General features: G+C 53.6%; 14 protein-coding genes and 2 pseudogenes. 9 read left to right on the forward strand and 7 right to left on the reverse strand.

Annotation, left to right across the window (positions count from 1 at the left end):
* Positions 1-91: 91 nt before the first annotated feature.
* Entirely contained in the window at positions 92-343 is a 252-nt protein-coding gene (locus ACA073_RS13255) for an AbrB/MazE/SpoVT family DNA-binding domain-containing protein (protein ID WP_497396726.1), read from the reverse strand.
* Positions 344-918: 575 nt separating this feature from the next.
* Entirely contained in the window at positions 919-1,416 is a 498-nt protein-coding gene (locus ACA073_RS13260) for a hypothetical protein (RefSeq protein ID WP_497396728.1), read from the reverse strand.
* Between the two features lie 135 nt (positions 1,417-1,551).
* On the opposite strand from ACA073_RS13260, the pseudogene ACA073_RS13265 reads away from it, so the two are divergent.
* The 3 genes and pseudogenes from ACA073_RS13265 to ACA073_RS13275 form a co-directional block, all read left to right on the forward strand.
* Positions 1,552-1,897 (forward strand): annotated as a pseudogene (locus ACA073_RS13265) (phosphoglycerate mutase family protein); the annotation flags it as partial.
* 200 nt (positions 1,898-2,097) lie between these two features.
* Positions 2,098-3,063: an endonuclease gene (locus tag ACA073_RS13270; RefSeq protein ID WP_497396730.1), complete on the forward strand. Its 966-nt coding sequence runs from the start codon at positions 2,098-2,100 to the stop codon at positions 3,061-3,063.
* A gap of 470 nt (positions 3,064-3,533) precedes the next feature.
* A complete protein-coding gene (locus ACA073_RS13275; RefSeq protein WP_497396732.1) occupies positions 3,534-4,400 on the forward strand; it encodes a patatin-like phospholipase family protein in 867 nt (288 codons plus the stop codon).
* A 278-nt stretch (positions 4,401-4,678) separates the two neighbouring features.
* On the opposite strand, the gene ACA073_RS13280 is transcribed toward ACA073_RS13275, so the two are convergent.
* Entirely contained in the window at positions 4,679-5,719 is a 1,041-nt protein-coding gene (locus tag ACA073_RS13280; protein ID WP_497396734.1) for a GGDEF domain-containing protein, read from the reverse strand.
* A 315-nt stretch (positions 5,720-6,034) separates the two neighbouring features.
* Here ACA073_RS13280 and ACA073_RS13285 point away from each other — a divergent pair, with 315 nt between their 5' ends.
* Together ACA073_RS13285 and ACA073_RS13290 are read left to right on the forward strand one after the other, a co-directional pair.
* Complete coding sequence (locus ACA073_RS13285) at positions 6,035-7,159, forward strand: HDOD domain-containing protein (protein WP_497396736.1); 1,125 nt, start codon at positions 6,035-6,037, stop codon at positions 7,157-7,159.
* A 564-nt stretch (positions 7,160-7,723) separates the two neighbouring features.
* Complete coding sequence (locus tag ACA073_RS13290) at positions 7,724-8,935, forward strand: HD-GYP domain-containing protein (protein ID WP_497396738.1); 1,212 nt, start codon at positions 7,724-7,726, stop codon at positions 8,933-8,935.
* Between the two features lie 274 nt (positions 8,936-9,209).
* Here the strand turns inward: ACA073_RS13290 and ACA073_RS13295 are convergent, their stop codons facing one another.
* Together ACA073_RS13295 and ACA073_RS13300 are read right to left on the reverse strand one after the other, a co-directional pair.
* Complete coding sequence (locus ACA073_RS13295; protein WP_497396740.1) at positions 9,210-10,772, reverse strand: diguanylate cyclase domain-containing protein; 1,563 nt, start codon at positions 10,770-10,772, stop codon at positions 9,210-9,212.
* Between the two features lie 311 nt (positions 10,773-11,083).
* Positions 11,084-11,398, reverse strand: a pseudogene (locus tag ACA073_RS13300) (IS66 family transposase zinc-finger binding domain-containing protein); the annotation flags it as partial.
* A gap of 232 nt (positions 11,399-11,630) precedes the next feature.
* On the opposite strand from ACA073_RS13300, the gene ACA073_RS13305 reads away from it, so the two are divergent.
* Entirely contained in the window at positions 11,631-11,840 is a 210-nt protein-coding gene (locus ACA073_RS13305) for a hypothetical protein (RefSeq protein ID WP_497396741.1), read from the forward strand.
* A 69-nt stretch (positions 11,841-11,909) separates the two neighbouring features.
* Here the strand turns inward: ACA073_RS13305 and ACA073_RS13310 are convergent, their stop codons facing one another.
* Both ACA073_RS13310 and ACA073_RS13315 read right to left on the reverse strand, forming a co-directional pair.
* Positions 11,910-12,323 carry an arsenate reductase ArsC gene (locus tag ACA073_RS13310; protein WP_497396743.1) on the reverse strand — a complete coding sequence of 138 codons (414 nt, stop codon included), beginning with the start codon at positions 12,321-12,323 and terminating at the stop codon, positions 11,910-11,912.
* 170 nt (positions 12,324-12,493) lie between these two features.
* Complete coding sequence (locus ACA073_RS13315) at positions 12,494-13,267, reverse strand: ParA family protein (protein ID WP_497396745.1); 774 nt, start codon at positions 13,265-13,267, stop codon at positions 12,494-12,496.
* 253 nt (positions 13,268-13,520) lie between these two features.
* On the opposite strand from ACA073_RS13315, the gene ACA073_RS13320 reads away from it, so the two are divergent.
* From ACA073_RS13320 to ACA073_RS13330, 3 genes are all read left to right on the forward strand, one after another.
* Complete coding sequence (locus ACA073_RS13320; RefSeq protein WP_497396747.1) at positions 13,521-13,715, forward strand: YuaX family protein; 195 nt, start codon at positions 13,521-13,523, stop codon at positions 13,713-13,715.
* A 132-nt stretch (positions 13,716-13,847) separates the two neighbouring features.
* The gene (locus tag ACA073_RS13325) at positions 13,848-15,710 is read left to right on the forward strand and encodes a pyruvate kinase (protein ID WP_497396749.1); all 1,863 of its coding nucleotides are present in this window, start codon (positions 13,848-13,850) and stop codon (positions 15,708-15,710) included.
* Between the two features lie 52 nt (positions 15,711-15,762).
* Positions 15,763-16,419, forward strand: coding sequence for a CHAD domain-containing protein (locus tag ACA073_RS13330; protein WP_497396751.1), 657 nt, complete (start codon positions 15,763-15,765; stop codon positions 16,417-16,419).
* Positions 16,420-16,443 lie beyond the last annotated feature (24 nt).

Genomic DNA, 16,443 nt, shown 5'->3' on the forward strand with positions numbered 1-16,443 from the left:
TCAACGGTCTCCTTCGGAACGGGACGTACGGATTGTGTGGTGACTGGAGATATAGCTAGCTTCACTACACTCACCGCCAGCATCAATGATGCTAAGCCCCTGATCGAGCATCTGCACCTTTAGCGGCGATGGCCGCATTCATGTCCTCTATGCTCACGGCAACTGTCGGCTTCCGGATTATGCCCTTGAGGCTTTGCACAGGATGAATAGCCGCAACCATCGCGAACTGGCCATCCGAAATTTCAAAGAAATCAACTCGATCTCCTGGCTTCAGGCCTAGCGAATCGCGTACATGAGCAGGGATTGTGATTCGACCGCGAGATGTGAGGGTTGCGGAAGGCATGGGGATACCTACGAGAATGACTTATTACATAGTAGCTAGGCTTTGCGCCGAGATGTCATGTCGACCATCGAGTTGAGCTGGGCTTTGTGGGCCCGAAAAAACGACTATCGAATGAAGCGTGGGGTGAAGTGTATCCCTCTCCTGAGGCTAATGCCCGTCATCAACTCCTTCGTGTTTATCTCTAGCAGATCTATGTTTATCTAATAGCCGCATTTCATGCTGCCACTCGAAAAGAAACCGATCCCAATCGTGGGCATATGGCCCTTCCGGGACACGTGTTGATCCCACACTGGCACGCAAGAAACGCTCGCGCCAAGGCTGTGGGATGTTTTCTTCGCGGACTATGCGGCAGCCTATCGGGTGGGGCTCGGTGGGTATCGAATCACGAAGCTGTTCAACACTGAGTGCCTGTGCAGGCATCGACGTGTCATGGCGCTCACGTAGCTCGATATCGTCGAGAACAGCTAAGACGTCGAGCGCCTTGGGATCTCCAGGCGAGATGGAGGCAAGCGCCCAGAGCGCCTTTCGCCTGGATAACTCTCGATGCCGGAACTCTTTGTCATGACTCATCGCAATCAATCTCTAACCGACTTGGAGGCCGCTGCCAGGCGCTCGCAAAGCTCAGCAAGGAGCCGGGCATCGAGCAAAGCATGATGTGGAAGTTCGGGTAGCGTAATGTCACCGATGTCGTCGGCTTCAAAATGCCTGAACAAGTGGATCAGATTGGTAGGCCTGTTCACCACATGGCTTGGCCACCTGTGATCGACATACGCGAGCTCACAGAAAAAATCCCAGTCCCAGTCTGGCGCGTCCGTGCAGATTTCTATCGGGCCGTCGATATTGCTGAGGAAAACCCACAGAGCGGCTTGGGCCTTCACAAGTGACATTCCATGACGGGGTAGATCCAGCTGAGGCAGTACGTTCTGAATTACAAAATCACTGCAGTCCGCGACCTGGTAAGTATCCGTCAGCTCTACATAAAACTCGTCACCAGTCTCTGAGACTAAAGCCAATGAGATCAGCTTCGAATTCCGGTTGAGCTCAGTAAACTCACAGTCCAAAAAAAGCTTCATGGTCTTCCTTCCTATGCGGGAGCTCATCCTTACTCATAACTGCGGTGTATCCTAAACCAAGGGCAGAAACCAGCTGCGTGCACCTTAGCGAATCGAGGAGAAGCGAATGGCCGAAGCTGTGCGGGGATCTGATTAATGAAGCATGTCCGTCTAATCCGGCATGGAGAAAGTGCAGCCAACGCTGGTGAAGCCAGTCTGGATCACGCGAACATCCCTCTTACGCCGAAGGGTTGAGCAAGCACACTTGCTGGCCCAGTCGTTCAACAATGCTCCAGCTTTGATCATTGCCTCCCCATTCGCTCGAGCGCAAGCAACCGCGAAGGCTACTGCAGCGGCCTTCCCTGCCACCCCGCTTGAGACTTGGCCCATTCACGAATTCACCTACCTTGAACCAGCGCGGTGTGCGAACACGACTGTTGCCCAGAGACGGGATTGGGTCGAAGCATATTGGGCCAAGTCAGATCCTACATTCACGGATGGTGTGCGGCACCAGGCCATCTTCCCCACTACAAGATATGCATAGTGTTCGGCATGACCAGTGCCGACACGGCCGTACGTAGCGCTCTACGCCGCAACACGTGCGCCTATGACGCACCTGCGTCTTCGCATTCGGTAGTTCTCCTTCGGTAGACATGGAGTCGTGCGTATACTTCGCTTCTTCTCAATTGCTTAAGCTTTCCAATGAAAAAACTGCTTTCCGTAGTAGCGCTGGCCCTCTCGGTAATTACCCCCGCCTTCTCAAGCCCTCCCTCGACCTTTTCCGAAGCCAAAGTCATAGCCAAGCAGAAAATCTACCTTGACCAAGCGAACAGCTCCATGGGCGAGTTGTATTGCGGCTGCAAATGGACGTGGGTTGGCAAATCAGGTGGTCGTATCGATGCTGAGTCATGCGGCCTTAAGGCCAGAAAGCAGGAGAATCGAGCAGAGCGGACTGAGTGGGAACACATAGTTCCAGCCTGGACATTCGGTAACCAACGCCAATGCTGGAAGAACGGTGGTCGAGAACGTTGCGTGGATGATGATCCCGTATTCCGAGCGATGGAAGCTGATCTGTTCAACCTATACCCATCTGTTGGAGAGGTGAACGGCGACCGTAGCAATTTCAACTATGGTATGGCCTCGGGAGTAGCGCCGCAGTATGGGCAGTGCAAGACACGGGTTGATTTCAATCAACGAGCTGCGGAACCGCGTGACGAGGTTAAAGGGCTGGTCGCTCGGACAACCTTTTACATGTTCGACAGATACAACCTCAATATGTCTCGTCAGCAGCAACAGCTACTGATGGTCTGGGACAAGCAGCACCCGGTTTCGGCTTGGGAGCAAGAGCGGGATAGACGCATTGCGGCAATCATGGGGCACCCTAACCCTTTCGTGACCGGTGACCGACGCTGGACGCAAGGATACAAGACAGTTGGTGATGGCGTAGTTAGCGCCATTCCAGTGAGTCCTCCACGAGCAGCCGCTCAGCCGACTCTAGCAAGCTCGACTGGGGTAGGTTTGATCATCGGTAACCGGAAGAGCCAGGTGTATCACCTCTCAATGGGTTGTCCTGGTTATGGGCAGGTGTCTGCGAAAAATCAGATTTCCTTCACGTCAGAATCTGAAGCTCAAGCGGCGGGGTATCGTAAAGCAGGCAATTGTAAGTAGCTGCAGTCGCGTATTGTGGAGTCTACGGAGTGTCTGGCTCAATAAAGCGTCAAATCGAGCCGGGCCTAACTGGCCCGAAGAAGCGATAGCAAAAATCAGCCTGAGCTCCCGTGGCCGAGTGAAGCGTGCGATGAAGCTAAGATAGGACTCCCCTCTCCAGTCGACGGATAAGATCGAGGACAGCGTTCGCTTCTACCCTCGTCCCCAACATTTCCAACCTTGGAGCTCTGGGCCACCTGATAGGTGGTCTTGAGACGTAGTTTCTCTTCGTTGTCATAGACGTTCAATCCTATGGGCGCGGTTTCGCAGTAGAAGCGCGCTCCGTTACGCATTGATCCCGTTTCCATTGAGATTCGGCATCGTCCGGAACTCCAAGCTTGCGACGTCTCGATCATGTGGCGAGCACCCGGAAGTAACGCCGACCCGCCAGCTACACTAATTCGATACATTTCTGCACAGAGACTTCGACCATGGCTACCAAAACCGCAATCGTATTCGCTGGCGGCGGCAGTTTGGGTGCGGTGCAGGTAGGTATGTTGCGGGCCTTGGTCGAGGCCAATGTTCGATTCGACATGGTGGTTGGCGCTTCGGTAGGCGCTATCAACGGTGCGTACTTTGCCGCAAGGCCCGATTCCGATGGCGTCGAGGCGCTCGCCGGATTCTGGCGCGGGCTGAGTAAAACTGACATCTTCCCCCTCTCTTGGCTCGATACCTGTAGAGGACTGATCAAACGGCGTGGCTATCTGTTGCAGCCGGCGGCCTTGAATCGACTGCTGGGTCAGGCACTGCCCATTCACCGCATTGAGGATGCAGCGCTCCCCCTATACATCGTCACCACCAATCTGCTCAGTGGTGCCGAGACGGTTCTGTCCAATGGCGAACTCGAGCAGGCGTTACTGGCCAGTGCTGCCATCCCGCTGGTGTTCCCCTGCGTACAAATCGCCGATCAGTTCCTGGTTGACGGCGGTGTGGCGAGCAATACACCTATTGCGACCGCCGTAGCCTTGGGAGCCACCAACGTCGTGGTAATCCCTACCGGGGTGAGTTGCGACCTAACGCAACCGCCCCGAGGGCTGGTCGCCCTAGCCCTGCACACCGTCAATCTGATGAGCATGCGCCAGTTGGTGAGTGACATCGAACACTTCCGCACTCTCACCAGCCTGCACATCGTCCCGCCCTTGTGCCCCGTGGATGTCTCGGTGTTCAACTTTGACCAGACCGAGTCTTTGCTGCAGCGTGCCTATGAGCAGACCCTCCGGTGGCTGGAAAGTGGGGGGCTCGAACGCACCAAGGTACCTGGAGCCCTGACCATCCATTCACATGCCCATGAGCATTGAGTGATGTGAATTACCTATAAAAGAGTCCCTCAACACTCCCTGCAATATCGCGAGAGTACCTGGAGAGGTTGAACGAGCCCCATGAAAGACAGGACACCGTTTCCCCCTTACGATAAGGGATAGGCAAACGGTTATGTTTATGACTAACAGCAATGATAAGAGCGGTGAGTGACGCGGCGTTTTCTCTAGGCAAAGCACCCTCCTCGCCCCGGCCTCGCTTCTTTTAATCGAAGTTCAATTTTTGGGCGAGCGAACAATTCTCTATGGGATTGGTCGTATTACCGATGCACCTGGTTGCGCCCATTGCGCTTGGCTTTATAGAGCGCATTATCGGCACGAGTCAGCAGCGTTTCCAGGTTGTCGCCAGCCTCGAAGAGTGCGATACCGAAGGACGCCGTAATCGTGTCGAGCATTTTGTCGCTGCTACGAACCCTTATCCGCAACGACTGGATTTTCAAGCGCAGTTGCTCAGCGAACGCATGGACACTTTCGAGATCGGCGCAACCCTTCAAGATCACGCAAAACTCTTCGCCGCCATAGCGGGCCGCCGTGGCGTGCGGTGGTAGCAAGTTACGCAGCACCTGACCAACGTGTTGCAGCACGCGATCACCTAACTGGTGACCGTACTGATCATTAAATTGCTTGAAGTGATCGATATCCAACATGACCAGCGCCACACCATCGGGGGCATTGTTTAGTGCTTGCTCCAGCAAGCGATTGAACGTGGCACGGTTGAATACTTGGGTCAGGCCATCCAGCATTGCTGCCAGGCTGGCCTTCTCCAGTTTGTCACGCAAGGTTTTAATCTCATTTTGAGCGGCGCGCAGCTGGTAGAGAAAAAGCGCTTGCTGATCCTGCATCACCTGAGCGCTCTGCTGTAGCTCATTGAGGATAGTAGGGAGACTATTGTCGACCGGAGCCTCAAGCATTTCCATGCAGTGCCCAAGGCTCACCTGAAAATTGAGATTGCCTTTCACGCTACGCGAAACGTCGCGCTCCATACCATCTACCAATTTGATGGCTTGCTGCTGTCCAATGCGGGCGTCCTCCAGCTCATCACGGATGATGTACTCGCGAAAAAGCTTTGCTGCGGACTCCGGAGGGAAACAGTCGAAGTCTTTGACCAGTCTGTCCAGATGGCGATTGAGTTCCGGCTCCTGGCCTTTGCTATAGGTGTACCAAAGGGCGTACTGCACAGGGTTGGCTGGAATGTTGTGACGCACCATCAGCGGTACAGCTTGCTTCAGCAGCGCCGCTGCTTCGAGGGCGTCCTCTGGGTACAGCGCCAAGGCTGTCGCACGCATCTCTGACGGGTTCATATCGTAACTGTCGTTGTCGATTATTGTTGGCCAATGTACAGCATATATTTATTGTAGATATGCGTGAATTTCGCCTTTTTTCGGCACATCTCTTAGTTACGCAAGGTGTGATGGTCGGGCGGACTAGCTAGTTAGGAATTTTCTTTTCGTGGGTTTGCGCTCAAATTGCGCCTTACTTGGCCTCTCACTCATAGCGTCCATTCGCCGTCATTTGCGTTTGATCTAACGTAGTATTTTCATACAAGATAACCACCTCAATGCCGCCGCACCTTGATGAGCAGTCAAGACCAACGCACATCGCAGCTAAGGAACGCCATGCGAATAATGATCCTGGAAAATGATTCTTGGAGTGCAGACCTACTCAAACAGATCGTGTTGAGTATTCGTCCCGGTGTCCAAGTCGATCGGTTCACCCGAGTCCAGAATGCGATTGAGGCCTGGCAGCTTGCTCCCTACCAATTGGTCTTGACCGAATGGAATCTATCCGATGCCACCGGCATCAATCTGCTAAAAAGTATCCGCCAGGAGGATCGCAGCACGCCTGTGGTCATCGTCACCGGTCATGCAGAACGGGCTAGTGTCATGGCGGTTCGCACTCTGGGAGTTAGCGCCTTCATCACCAAGCCGTTTCAAGTGCCGCGTGTAATCGAGTACCTTGCGAAGTTGATTCCACAGCCTGACGCAGCCCCCAGCAGCCCGCTCTTGGGGGAGGATTTGATCGCGTATCTTGCCGGGAAAGATGTCGGTGAGCTCGACATGCCGTTGATCGGCAATGTGCGGGAGCAGTTGTTGAGCTGTCTCAAAGGAGAGGAGCAAGATCTGCGTGAACTCGCTGAGTCCTGGCGACGTGACCCTGCCCTTTGCGCCAAATTGATTGCCGTCGCCAACAGTAGTGCCTATAACAATGGTGGCAGGCCGTGCCTCAACCACATAGAGGCTCTACGCAAACTTGGCGTACAAACTTGCCTCAATTTGGCCACGGGGATGGCCTTGCGCCAGCACACCGAACAGGCAAGTCCTCTGCTTCAGCTGAAAATCCAAAGTCAGTTGGACGAAATCGAACAGCTCAGTGATCGAACGATAGCCTTATCGAGGCAGTGCCGCATTGATCCAGCCCCTCTGCACACAGCAGCGCTACTCCATCGGATGGGCGAGCTATGTGTGCTCCACCTCGCTCAGATCTGGGAAAATAGCGGCCACATCATTGACGACGACCAGCTCATGCAGGCCATTGCCAAGTTCAGCAGCCCCTTCGCCATTAACCTGAAAGCCCATTGGGGCTTGCCCATGCCTCTGCGCGAATTGATCGGGGCAGTTTATGTATTGCCACCAGCCCAGGTACGGCGCGAGCAGGTGGTAATGCGCCTGGCAGCTGCAGAACTCCAAGGAGAAGAGCTCTTGACGATTGAGCGGCTGAAGAGACTGGCGGGGCTGGCTTAGCCCAATTGCCCAGGGGGGAGTCCTTGCTCGTGACCGACCTATCGATGCGGCCTGATCATCATCCGCCTCGGTGCTTTTCTTGCGCTCCTCTTAGCCAACATGAGTAAGCTAGATCCATACAGATCTAGCCAAACCTTCAGGATGGCGAGCGTTGTCATGCCTATCTGGAAGTCTGTCAGAGTCAACGCGATGAATACGCCAACAATCCCCCCAAGGGCCGTAGTCCAATGCAAACCCGCCAGTGGAATACTCATGCCGACAGCCGCTTGCACCCAAGCCTTCATGGGTGATGCCGAGATACGGCAAAAAAATCCGGATACTTTCGTCGCGAGGGATTGACCTATAAAGGTTGCGTGTAACCAACTTTAGGTTTCACTGAAGTGAAAGCCGCAGTCCTCGACCTATCCTCGCACGCCTGTCGCGTGGCCTCTGGAATTTTCAATTCCACCCCGTCCCCATGCTAATGTGCACCAATGAAAAAAAATGATATCACTGTGCCAGTGAGCACGAGGGTGATCGATCTCTGCTAAATAGTGGCTATCTATATATGGATATAGTCTATAAATGATTAAGCTTATTCCTGTTAATGAGCTTTGCCTCGGCATGTATGTTCATGATTTCAGCGATTCAGGAATGGATCCGACATTCTGGAAAGGCCGATTCCTGATCCAGACTTCATATGATCTGAAACGTATCAAGGACTCGACTGTTCATGAGGTGTGGATCGATGTCGGCAAAGGCATAGATGCCGTGTCCGGGCGACTTGAGGCGCCACATCTTTCGACAGTAGTTGGTACTGCGCCACGAGTCTTGACGACGTTAGCGGCTGAGTTGCCTCAAGCACAAAAGCTCTGTGCGGAGGCCAAAATGGCTGTGGTCGCGATGTTCCGCAAGGCGCGCATGGGCCAGCCGTTAAAACTGGCCCGTATTGGCGAACTGGTTTCGGAGTTCTCTGAGTCCGTGTTGCGCCACCCCAGTGCACTGATCAACCTGGCTCGCCTGAAAACCGCCAACGACTACACGTACATGCACTCGGTGGCGGTCAGCACGCTCATGATCGCCCTCGCTCACGAGTTGAATCTGAGTCAAGATTTAGTACTTGAGGCAGGCATCGCAGGGTTGTTGCACGACATCGGAAAAATCGCGATCCCAGAAACAATTCTTGACAAGCCTGGAAAGCTAACCGACGAAGAATTTGAAATTATACGCAAGCATCCGAAAGCGGCAATCAGCATACTTACCGACAATGAGTCCGTAAGTGATTTAGTGCTTGATGTGTGCCTGCACCATCACGAAAAGTACGATGGAAGTGGCTACCCACATCGACTTGCCAGCGAGCAAATCAGCCTATTTTCGCGCATGGGAGCGGTGTGCGATGTGTTCGATGCGCTGACATCGACACGCCCTTACAAAACCGGTTGGGATCCCGCCGAGGCTATCCATCAGATGGCGACGTGGCAAGGCCACTTCGATACCGAAATATTGCACGCCTTTATTAGAACAATCGGCATCTACCCGGTGGGTGCTCTGGTTCGCCTGGAGAGTGGGCTGCTGGGCGTAGTGATTGAGCAGCATGAAAAATCGCTGCTGACACCACAGGTCAAGGTATTTTTCTCAACGCATTCTAATCTACCCGTTCCTCATGAAATCATTGACCTCGCCAAATTAGCAGGGCGTGAAAAAATCACTAGCCGAGAGAACCCAACGAAGTGGGGCTTTAGTCAGCTCGATTTACTCTGGAGGGGTTTACCGACCACCGTGGAGACCAGCACCTAGTTGAAACCGGCTGGATCTTCCTTCTGTGGCTCACGGCCTTTGCCTGCAAACTCGATCAGCTTTAATGGCAACGCTGGAGACGCTCGCACCGGGTTGCAGGCATTCCTGAACAACCTGGGCTTTGAACGGTTTGGGGTAAGAGCTTCGTTGGCACTTGAAAATCCTGGCGTTAAGGGTCGCGGTAGGGATGGCAGTTACCTGCCACCCCCCGGGTCATCGGAAAGTGAATGGTTCACCGACCGCTGCGAGAAAGTCTTCAAGGAAACGAGCGAGCTCATATCGCACGAGTTTTAGTCATTGCAATGCCTTTTCGCCCCAGTTGTTTGACGCCATACATGGCCTGATCCGCCGCCTTAAGCAACGTATCGAGACTCTGTCCATGGATAGGACACAGCGAGACTCCGATACTGCACGAGAGAGTTACCTCTCCTATGGTTGTCGCGACCGACTGCGCGATAGCTTCTAGCATCCTCTCGGCTTTGATTTCAGCACTTTCGGGGTTGATGAGGTCTGTAATCAGAGCCACAAATTCATCTCCGCCGTAGCGTGCGACGGTGTCACAAGAACGCGTTGCCTGAAGCATACGATTTGCGACTGCTCGCAGAACCTGGTCGCCCACTTCATGGCCGTACTTGTCGTTGATTCCCTTAAAATGATCCAGGTCGATCAAAAGTACAGCAAACGGAATCCCTTTCACTTCCCAATCCGAGAAGGCCTGGGCAAAACGCTCGGCGAATAGGTAACGGTTAGGCAGTTGTGTGAGCACATCATGTGTTGCGAGATAGGCGGCGCGTTCGTGCTCAACTTCGGCCCTTTCTATAGCCTTGAAATGCCTGATCAATACCGTCGGCATCAACACCAGTGCCCCGGCGAGTACTAAAAGAATCATCAACATTTCTTCGGTAAGGACATCCCCGAGACGGAGTTGCCGCTCGAATACCAACGTCATGGGCTGCGATGCGCTGCGGATCTCGACCCGGTCACCCAATTGCGGCAAGAAGAGGCGATCTAGAAAACCTGCTTGTTGAACCTGCGTTGAAAACACACTGCTTTCAGACCCGGCAGCGGTTTTCAGAACAGCATTGATGTGAACCAGAGGATCCGAGTTCGCATGGTTCACCACATCCACTAACGCGCTCGTCTTGATCAGTAGCAAAGACACCATCGTGCTACCAAAAAAATTGGGGCGGGTGTTCTTTTGCTCCCCTTCAGGTCGACTAACTGACTGCATCAGTATGTACGCGTCGCCACCCTCATACATTGTAAAAACGGGGGATACTACGGGCTTCTTATTATTATGGGTTCGAGCCAACGCGTAGGAGAGATAGGCGACGGTTTCCAGCCTGACACCATAAATGGAGCTGGATTCCGGGAGCAATGGGTACATAAACAGTACAGGCCAAGTCTCGCTCAGATAGGCCTGATGCTGGGTAGGCTGCTGAGTGAGGCTTGGGAAGTCTTTGAGTTCAAAGTCTGGCCGCCAGGTGCGGCGCAACAGGTCTTCAAAGGCTGCCTGCTCAGCGATGGGTACCGCCCTCGCCGCCTCGAGCATGTAAATGTGAGGATAAGCGGATAAAACGGCCGCCGCATAACGAGCCGCTGCTTGCGTATCACTTTGATCGACCGCCTGGAGAAATGCTGAGAAACCCGCCAGCACAGCTTCATTGGTATCGAGCTGATTGCGCACGATGCCGGAAATATTCTGCACGTATTCCGAGAAACGCGTTGCTCGGCGTTCGGTCTCAGACTTCAACAGCAACATGGCCGAAAAACCAATCAGGCCGACAGCCAGAATAATGAACCCCACTAAGGAGCTGCGCCGCTTAGTCAAGGTCATCCGGGTCGACCAACGCGTAGAACGTACACGGCATCTTTACCAGCCCCTCTTGAATCCTTATTCCCCATAGCGTCTCGTCCCTGTCTTATTTTCACGCGGCTTGCGTGCCTGGTCTAACCATCTATTGCGTTCGGGGCTAAAAATCTCAGCCTTTCGAGGAGTGACGTTTGCAAGGTTATGAACTTTGCTTGCAACATTAGAAAAGCTGATTATAGGGCAATTCGCCACTATCCAGAAGAGCGCTCTACTCCCATGGCACAAGCCCAATTCTGCGCAGTCTGCCAATGAGGGACTGGCGCGCACGCTTAGACCCATTTTCCGCGTACATGCTGCTCCACGGTGAACACGCCCGGCGTGTAATCCAGCTTCTCGCTGACGTCCTCGCCGATCCGCTGGAGCTGGCAGCCGCAGGCGCATTGGGTGTTGTCTGGTTCGTGATAAATCACGGTGCGCGGAAACTGCGCAGGCAAAGGAACACGCTTTGGCTGCTTGCGTGGCTCGGCCGGCGCAGCCGGCGGATGCAAATCAGCCTCGATGGCCGCGATGTCGGTGTCAAGCAGGTGGTCGAGCAGGCTGCCTTGAGCAGGGATCAATTGTTCACTGCGCTTGGCAAACTTGTTCCGTTTGAACCTCGTTGGCGCATGGAAATCCTGACGTTAAGGGCGATCGCGTCCGCTCAAAAATACGCGGACACCATCGCCCTTAATGCTGGAGTTCGGAAGGTGTGTTGGCTAGACGCTTACTTCGCAGCTTCTTGAAAATGTGAAATCTCACCGTCTCCATTGCGTTGCTTTGAAGGTCATCCAATCCTGAAAATTCTCATGCTGCTAAGCTGACCTCTTTCACGGAGGAATCGCGATGCCAAATTCAGACCTGCTCCCTTCACTGCTTTTTAAAATCAACGAAAATCAGCTTGCCCTCGAAGCAGCCATTCTGGAATTGACACTCTGGGTGGAGCAGCGAGGATCAGGCGAGGTTGGCGGCAATGTACGCGGCGCTCTAGAGACGATTGGTAAAAACGAAGAGTTCATCAAAATGACGCTCGCGGTGTTGATGACACCGGAGTGATCCGGCCCACTCGTCGAGGCGGCCCTTTGAGTAATCGCATGTTCAGAAATTTTCTAAGAGCCAGGAGCTTCACTGTCTGGTCTTTACCATGACGAACATTTTGATGCGTTCATGAATTTCTTGGAGCGCGTGACGAAAAGGCTCATGCCGCTCACTGATTGTTGGGTCTTCAAAATTCCACACGATCATCTCGCCGGAGGTCGGCATTTGCGATGCTTCTTCGGAAGACTTGTCACACAGCGTGATGACGTAGTGAAACTCTTGCCCTTCAAAGTCATCGATCGATTTGCTACGTAGGCCGTTGGTCTCTATGCCTATGTGTTCGAGAGACTCCAGGGTTCGAGGATCAACCTGGCCAGGCTCAACGCCAGCACTGAAAGCTTCGAAGTCTGATGAGTCGGTGTGGCGAAGCAGTGCTTCGGCCAACACGGAGCGGACATCATTTTTGGCACAGACAAACAGAACCCGTAATTTGTCAGTCATACCTTTCCTCCCCGCTCGAACAGTGATCTGAGAAACCGACATTGTTCAGTTAAGCAACGTTTCTGATCGCCCGACTTCGAGTCGATGGAATGTACTATTTCCAAATCTTTCAGCGCCCGCACGATCCTTTTTGCGGTAGCAACAGGCAGGTCAGATTAAGCAGAGCTGAATCAGTTTGCTTCCTCTAACACACTCAAAAGATCAACAAACTGGCCTGTCAGTTTGTGATGCTTGTCGAGATAAATCAGGGGTAGGCACCGCTGGTGAGATTCACGCATCTTGACCGAGCTGCCAAGATACACCGGGAGAATTGGCAACCCTTCCTTGATGAGTTCGTCGACCAGATTGCGGTGGAAGCCAGTGGTGCTCAGATAGTGATTGATAACAATCCCTTCAACGACCAGTGACTCATTATGGTCAGCCTGTAGTTCTGTAACCTGTTCCAGCACTTGATATAACGCCTGGCGAGCGAAGGTATCGCAATCAAATGGAATCAAAACCGAATCCGCTGCGATGAGCGCACTGAACGCATAGAAATTCATCGCAGGAGGCGTATCGATGTAAATCCGGTCGTAGTCTTGCGAAATATCGTCCAGCAGCCGGCGCAGCTTGTTTATCTTGAACTTCGCTTCCAGCTTGGGCTGGAGATCAGCTAGCTCGCCGCTGGCTGTGATGACGTGAAGATTGTCATGGGCGGTCTCGAATATCTGCACGCGACTTTTCTTCGCCGCCGGCCCTGAAGACAGCGTTTGCTTGAAAAAATCGGCAATGCCCACTGGGATGTCATCCCCGGTCAGCCCTGTCAGGTAGTAAGTGGAATTAGCTTGGGCATCCAGATCGACAACAAGCGTGCGATAGCCTTCAGCTGCGCTTGCGGCGGCGAGGTTGCATACGATGCTCGACTTACCTACTCCACCTTTTTGATTGAAAATGACACGACGCATCAATGCCCTCCCTTTGGCAAAAGACTCCAGTCTATCGATTTGTTATTGACCTAAAGCATTAACTTGATGAATTTTATGTGTCAGTGAGCTGGGGCGATATATGCCTAGCGGGTGCGCGACCGCTGAGTTCATTTTCCTCACACTCGCCCTATGAGAGAATCAGGCATCACCGACACGGAGAGCAGGCGTTGCTGACACTAGACGGACTACGGGCGCAGATGCGAAATGCAGAACCCGTCTTGAAAGCACTGGATTGGAACTGGATAGGATAAGGGTCGATCTCCAGGAGCCTGGTAGTGTTGAAGCCTGCATCAAGCAAGTCATCGAGGTCATCGATACCCATCTGATGGAGTTCAAATCCAACCCGACACTTGGGCCAATGGCGGAAGAGCTCAAAGCGCAATACGTAGAAGGGATACAGTCTCAGGCGACACAGTCGCGGTCGTAATAATCCATCGTGTAAATCGCTGCAACACATCGCTGACACACGCCGGACGTCTGGCTCATCGCCGTAAGAAAAACGTCATCTAGGCGAACCACTATGGAAATAGGCGACCCGCCTCTCTTCCGAGTGCTCGTCATGACAACACCTCTCCCTTCAGGCCCAGCGGAAAACGCAGACGATGAGGCGCACGCTGCACTGAAATCCCTAGTGGCTCTGCGAAAAAAGATGAGCAGCGCATCGCAGTCTCACCTTGATGTATCGCGCATTCATCCGAGCTATCGCGACAGTGCCGCAAACCTCCTCGATTACCTTGTCCTCAGGCGCCACGACATCCGGCCACTGCAGACTCAGTTGACTGCATTGGGCCTATCGTCACTTGGAAGAAGCGAACGCGATGTCCGTGGCTCAGTAGACCGAGTGATATCTGTACTGGAGCGAATGACCTCAGGAGGGGTGTCCTGCGGTACTGAAGGCCAGAAAAAACCTCCAAAGAAAGATGCAATATCGTTGGTTGAACACGGCGAGGCTCTCTTCGGCAGCCACGACCGTGACAGAGCCGTTCGTATCATGGTCACCATGCCTACAGAAGCCGCCGGTGATTATGAGTTCGTTGAACGCCTGGTGGCAGCGGGCATGAACTGCCAACGGATCAACTGTGCGCATGACGGGCCGGAACAATGGCTGGCGATGATTGTCCATGTTCGCCGGGCGAGCCTCAAGTTGGGCAAACCCTGTCAGGTCGCAATGGATCTCCCTGGGCCAAAACTTCGCACCGGTGCCCTGGCTGAAGGTTTGCCAGTGCTCAAGATCCGCCCGCTACGCGACGACACGGGCAAAGTGCTGAAACCAGCGCGGCTTCATCTAACCTCAGACGCTTTTCCGGCAGCCGACTCCATCCAGTTACCCGCTGAATGGCTGGAACAGATCGAGGTGGGTGACGTCCTGAAATGCCGTGATGCACGCTTTTCCAAACGCACAATGCGCGTGGTCGAAACGCATACTCAAGGGATTTGGGTGGAGCTTGATCAAACCACCTACCTCGTGCCGGAAATGGAGCTGAAACTCCAGACGCCCGCTGAACGCAAATCCACCGGGCGAGTTATCGCTGTGCCTCCTAAGTCTCAAACCATTAAATTGCATGAGGGTGATCTGCTAACGCTCACCAGAGATCCTGATGCAGGAGGCCCGGCGATAGTGGACGACGCAGGTAATGTGATTACCCCGGCACACATCAGCTGCACGTCTGACGCAGTCTTTCTTGCAGCGAAATCCGGCGACCCGATATGGTTTGACGATGGGAAGATCGGTGGTGAGGTGGTATCCAAAACGACCAATGCGTTGCACATTGAGATTCATCACGCACCGGGTGATGTGAAGCTCAAGGCTGACAAAGGAATCAATCTTCCCGACACAGATCTCGGTCTCCAGGCTTTGGCCGAAGACGATATCGCAGCGCTTGAGTTTGCCATTCAGCATGCTGACATCGTTGAGCTCTCCTTCGTCAATCAAGCAGAAGATGTTCGATCCCTTTTTGAGCATCTGGAACGCCTTAATGCTGAGCATTTAGGCATTGTATTGAAAATCGAAACCCGACAAGGCTTCGAAAATCTCCCAGAGCTGCTGCTCACCGGAATGAGGAGTCCAAGGTTAGGGGTCATGATCGCCCGGGGCGACTTGGCCGTGGAGACAGGTTTCGAACGAACCGCTGAGCTGCAAGAAGAGATGCTTTGCCTATGCGAGGCCGCCCACGTCCCCGTCATCTGGGCCACGCAAGTCCTCGAGTCCTTGGCCAAGACGGGCGCCCCAACTCGAGCGGAAATCACTGACGCAGCCATGGGCATCCGGGCCGAGTGCGTGATGCTGAACAAAGGGCCGTTTATCCTCAAGGCCATAAGCACCCTGGACGATCTGCTTAAACGTATGCAAAGCCACCATGACAAGAAACGCGACATGCTGAGAAAGCTGCGCGTTGCAAAGCTACCCGTACAATCAGCGTAATAAAATTGCCATCTGCTACTCTGTCCTCACATTTCACCGTGCGAGGACGACGATGTCTTTTGTCGACGATTTCGTGGCCCAGATCATTTCCTTGGAAGTCTCCCTCTATCATTCGCGCGCTCGGCTGCAAGCCAACAGTGACAGCGAAGCTCTGCATGACTTGAGGATAGCGGTTCGCAAAATACGAAGCCTTTTGCGTCCTCTGCGCAACATGCCTGAGGTAGAAGCGTTGAATCAGGCCGCCGCTGAAATCGGCAAAGCGACTACCCCCACGAGAGATCTGGAGGTCATCATTGGTGAACTGCAGGAAATGGGCTATCCGCGCCAGGCGATGAGTCGTAGCGCAACCCTGACAGAACAGTATCGGAAGATCGCCGGCAGCCCAGTGCTCGACAAACTGTTTGGCGAACTGGATCGATGGCCAGAGCTGTTCAGGACTGCCGAGAGAGCCGGCGAGCTGGCTGATGTCAAAAGACAGATTCAGAAAGCCCTAAAGAAAAGAATCAATCAACTGATCGCCGGGCTTCGGGACAAGCATTTTGATCGGCACGAGTTGAGAATCATCGTGAAAAACGCGAGATACCTCACCGATGCCTTTCCAGCATTGTCACCACTCAAGGCTAAATCCAGAGCGCAACTGAAGTCGGTACAAGCGTCGCTCGGCTCTTGGCATGATCATCATCAATGGTGCCTGCGGGTCGCAGTCTGAAGGTGACCTGCTCGAAATCGCCCC

The organism is Pseudomonas sp. LBUM1670, from assembly GCF_059695695.1.

Coding starts and splice junctions, on each gene's coding strand:
- ACA073_RS13310 (WP_497396743.1), bottom strand. CDS start 12,323: ATGACTGACAAATTACGGGTTCTGTTTGTCTGTGCCAAAAATGATGTC.
- ACA073_RS13255 (WP_497396726.1), bottom strand. CDS start 343: ATGCCTTCCGCAACCCTCACATCTCGCGGTCGAATCACAATCCCTGCT.
- ACA073_RS13305 (WP_497396741.1), top strand. CDS start 11,631: ATGCCAAATTCAGACCTGCTCCCTTCACTGCTTTTTAAAATCAACGAA.
- ACA073_RS13260 (WP_497396728.1), bottom strand. CDS start 1,416: ATGAAGCTTTTTTTGGACTGTGAGTTTACTGAGCTCAACCGGAATTCG.
- ACA073_RS13270 (WP_497396730.1), top strand. CDS start 2,098: ATGAAAAAACTGCTTTCCGTAGTAGCGCTGGCCCTCTCGGTAATTACC.
- ACA073_RS13275 (WP_497396732.1), top strand. CDS start 3,534: ATGGCTACCAAAACCGCAATCGTATTCGCTGGCGGCGGCAGTTTGGGT.
- ACA073_RS13315 (WP_497396745.1), bottom strand. CDS start 13,267: ATGCGTCGTGTCATTTTCAATCAAAAAGGTGGAGTAGGTAAGTCGAGC.
- ACA073_RS13330 (WP_497396751.1), top strand. CDS start 15,763: ATGTCTTTTGTCGACGATTTCGTGGCCCAGATCATTTCCTTGGAAGTC.
- ACA073_RS13295 (WP_497396740.1), bottom strand. CDS start 10,772: ATGACCTTGACTAAGCGGCGCAGCTCCTTAGTGGGGTTCATTATTCTG.
- ACA073_RS13285 (WP_497396736.1), top strand. CDS start 6,035: ATGCGAATAATGATCCTGGAAAATGATTCTTGGAGTGCAGACCTACTC.
- ACA073_RS13280 (WP_497396734.1), bottom strand. CDS start 5,719: ATGAACCCGTCAGAGATGCGTGCGACAGCCTTGGCGCTGTACCCAGAG.
- ACA073_RS13290 (WP_497396738.1), top strand. CDS start 7,724: ATGATTAAGCTTATTCCTGTTAATGAGCTTTGCCTCGGCATGTATGTT.
- ACA073_RS13325 (WP_497396749.1), top strand. CDS start 13,848: ATGACAACACCTCTCCCTTCAGGCCCAGCGGAAAACGCAGACGATGAG.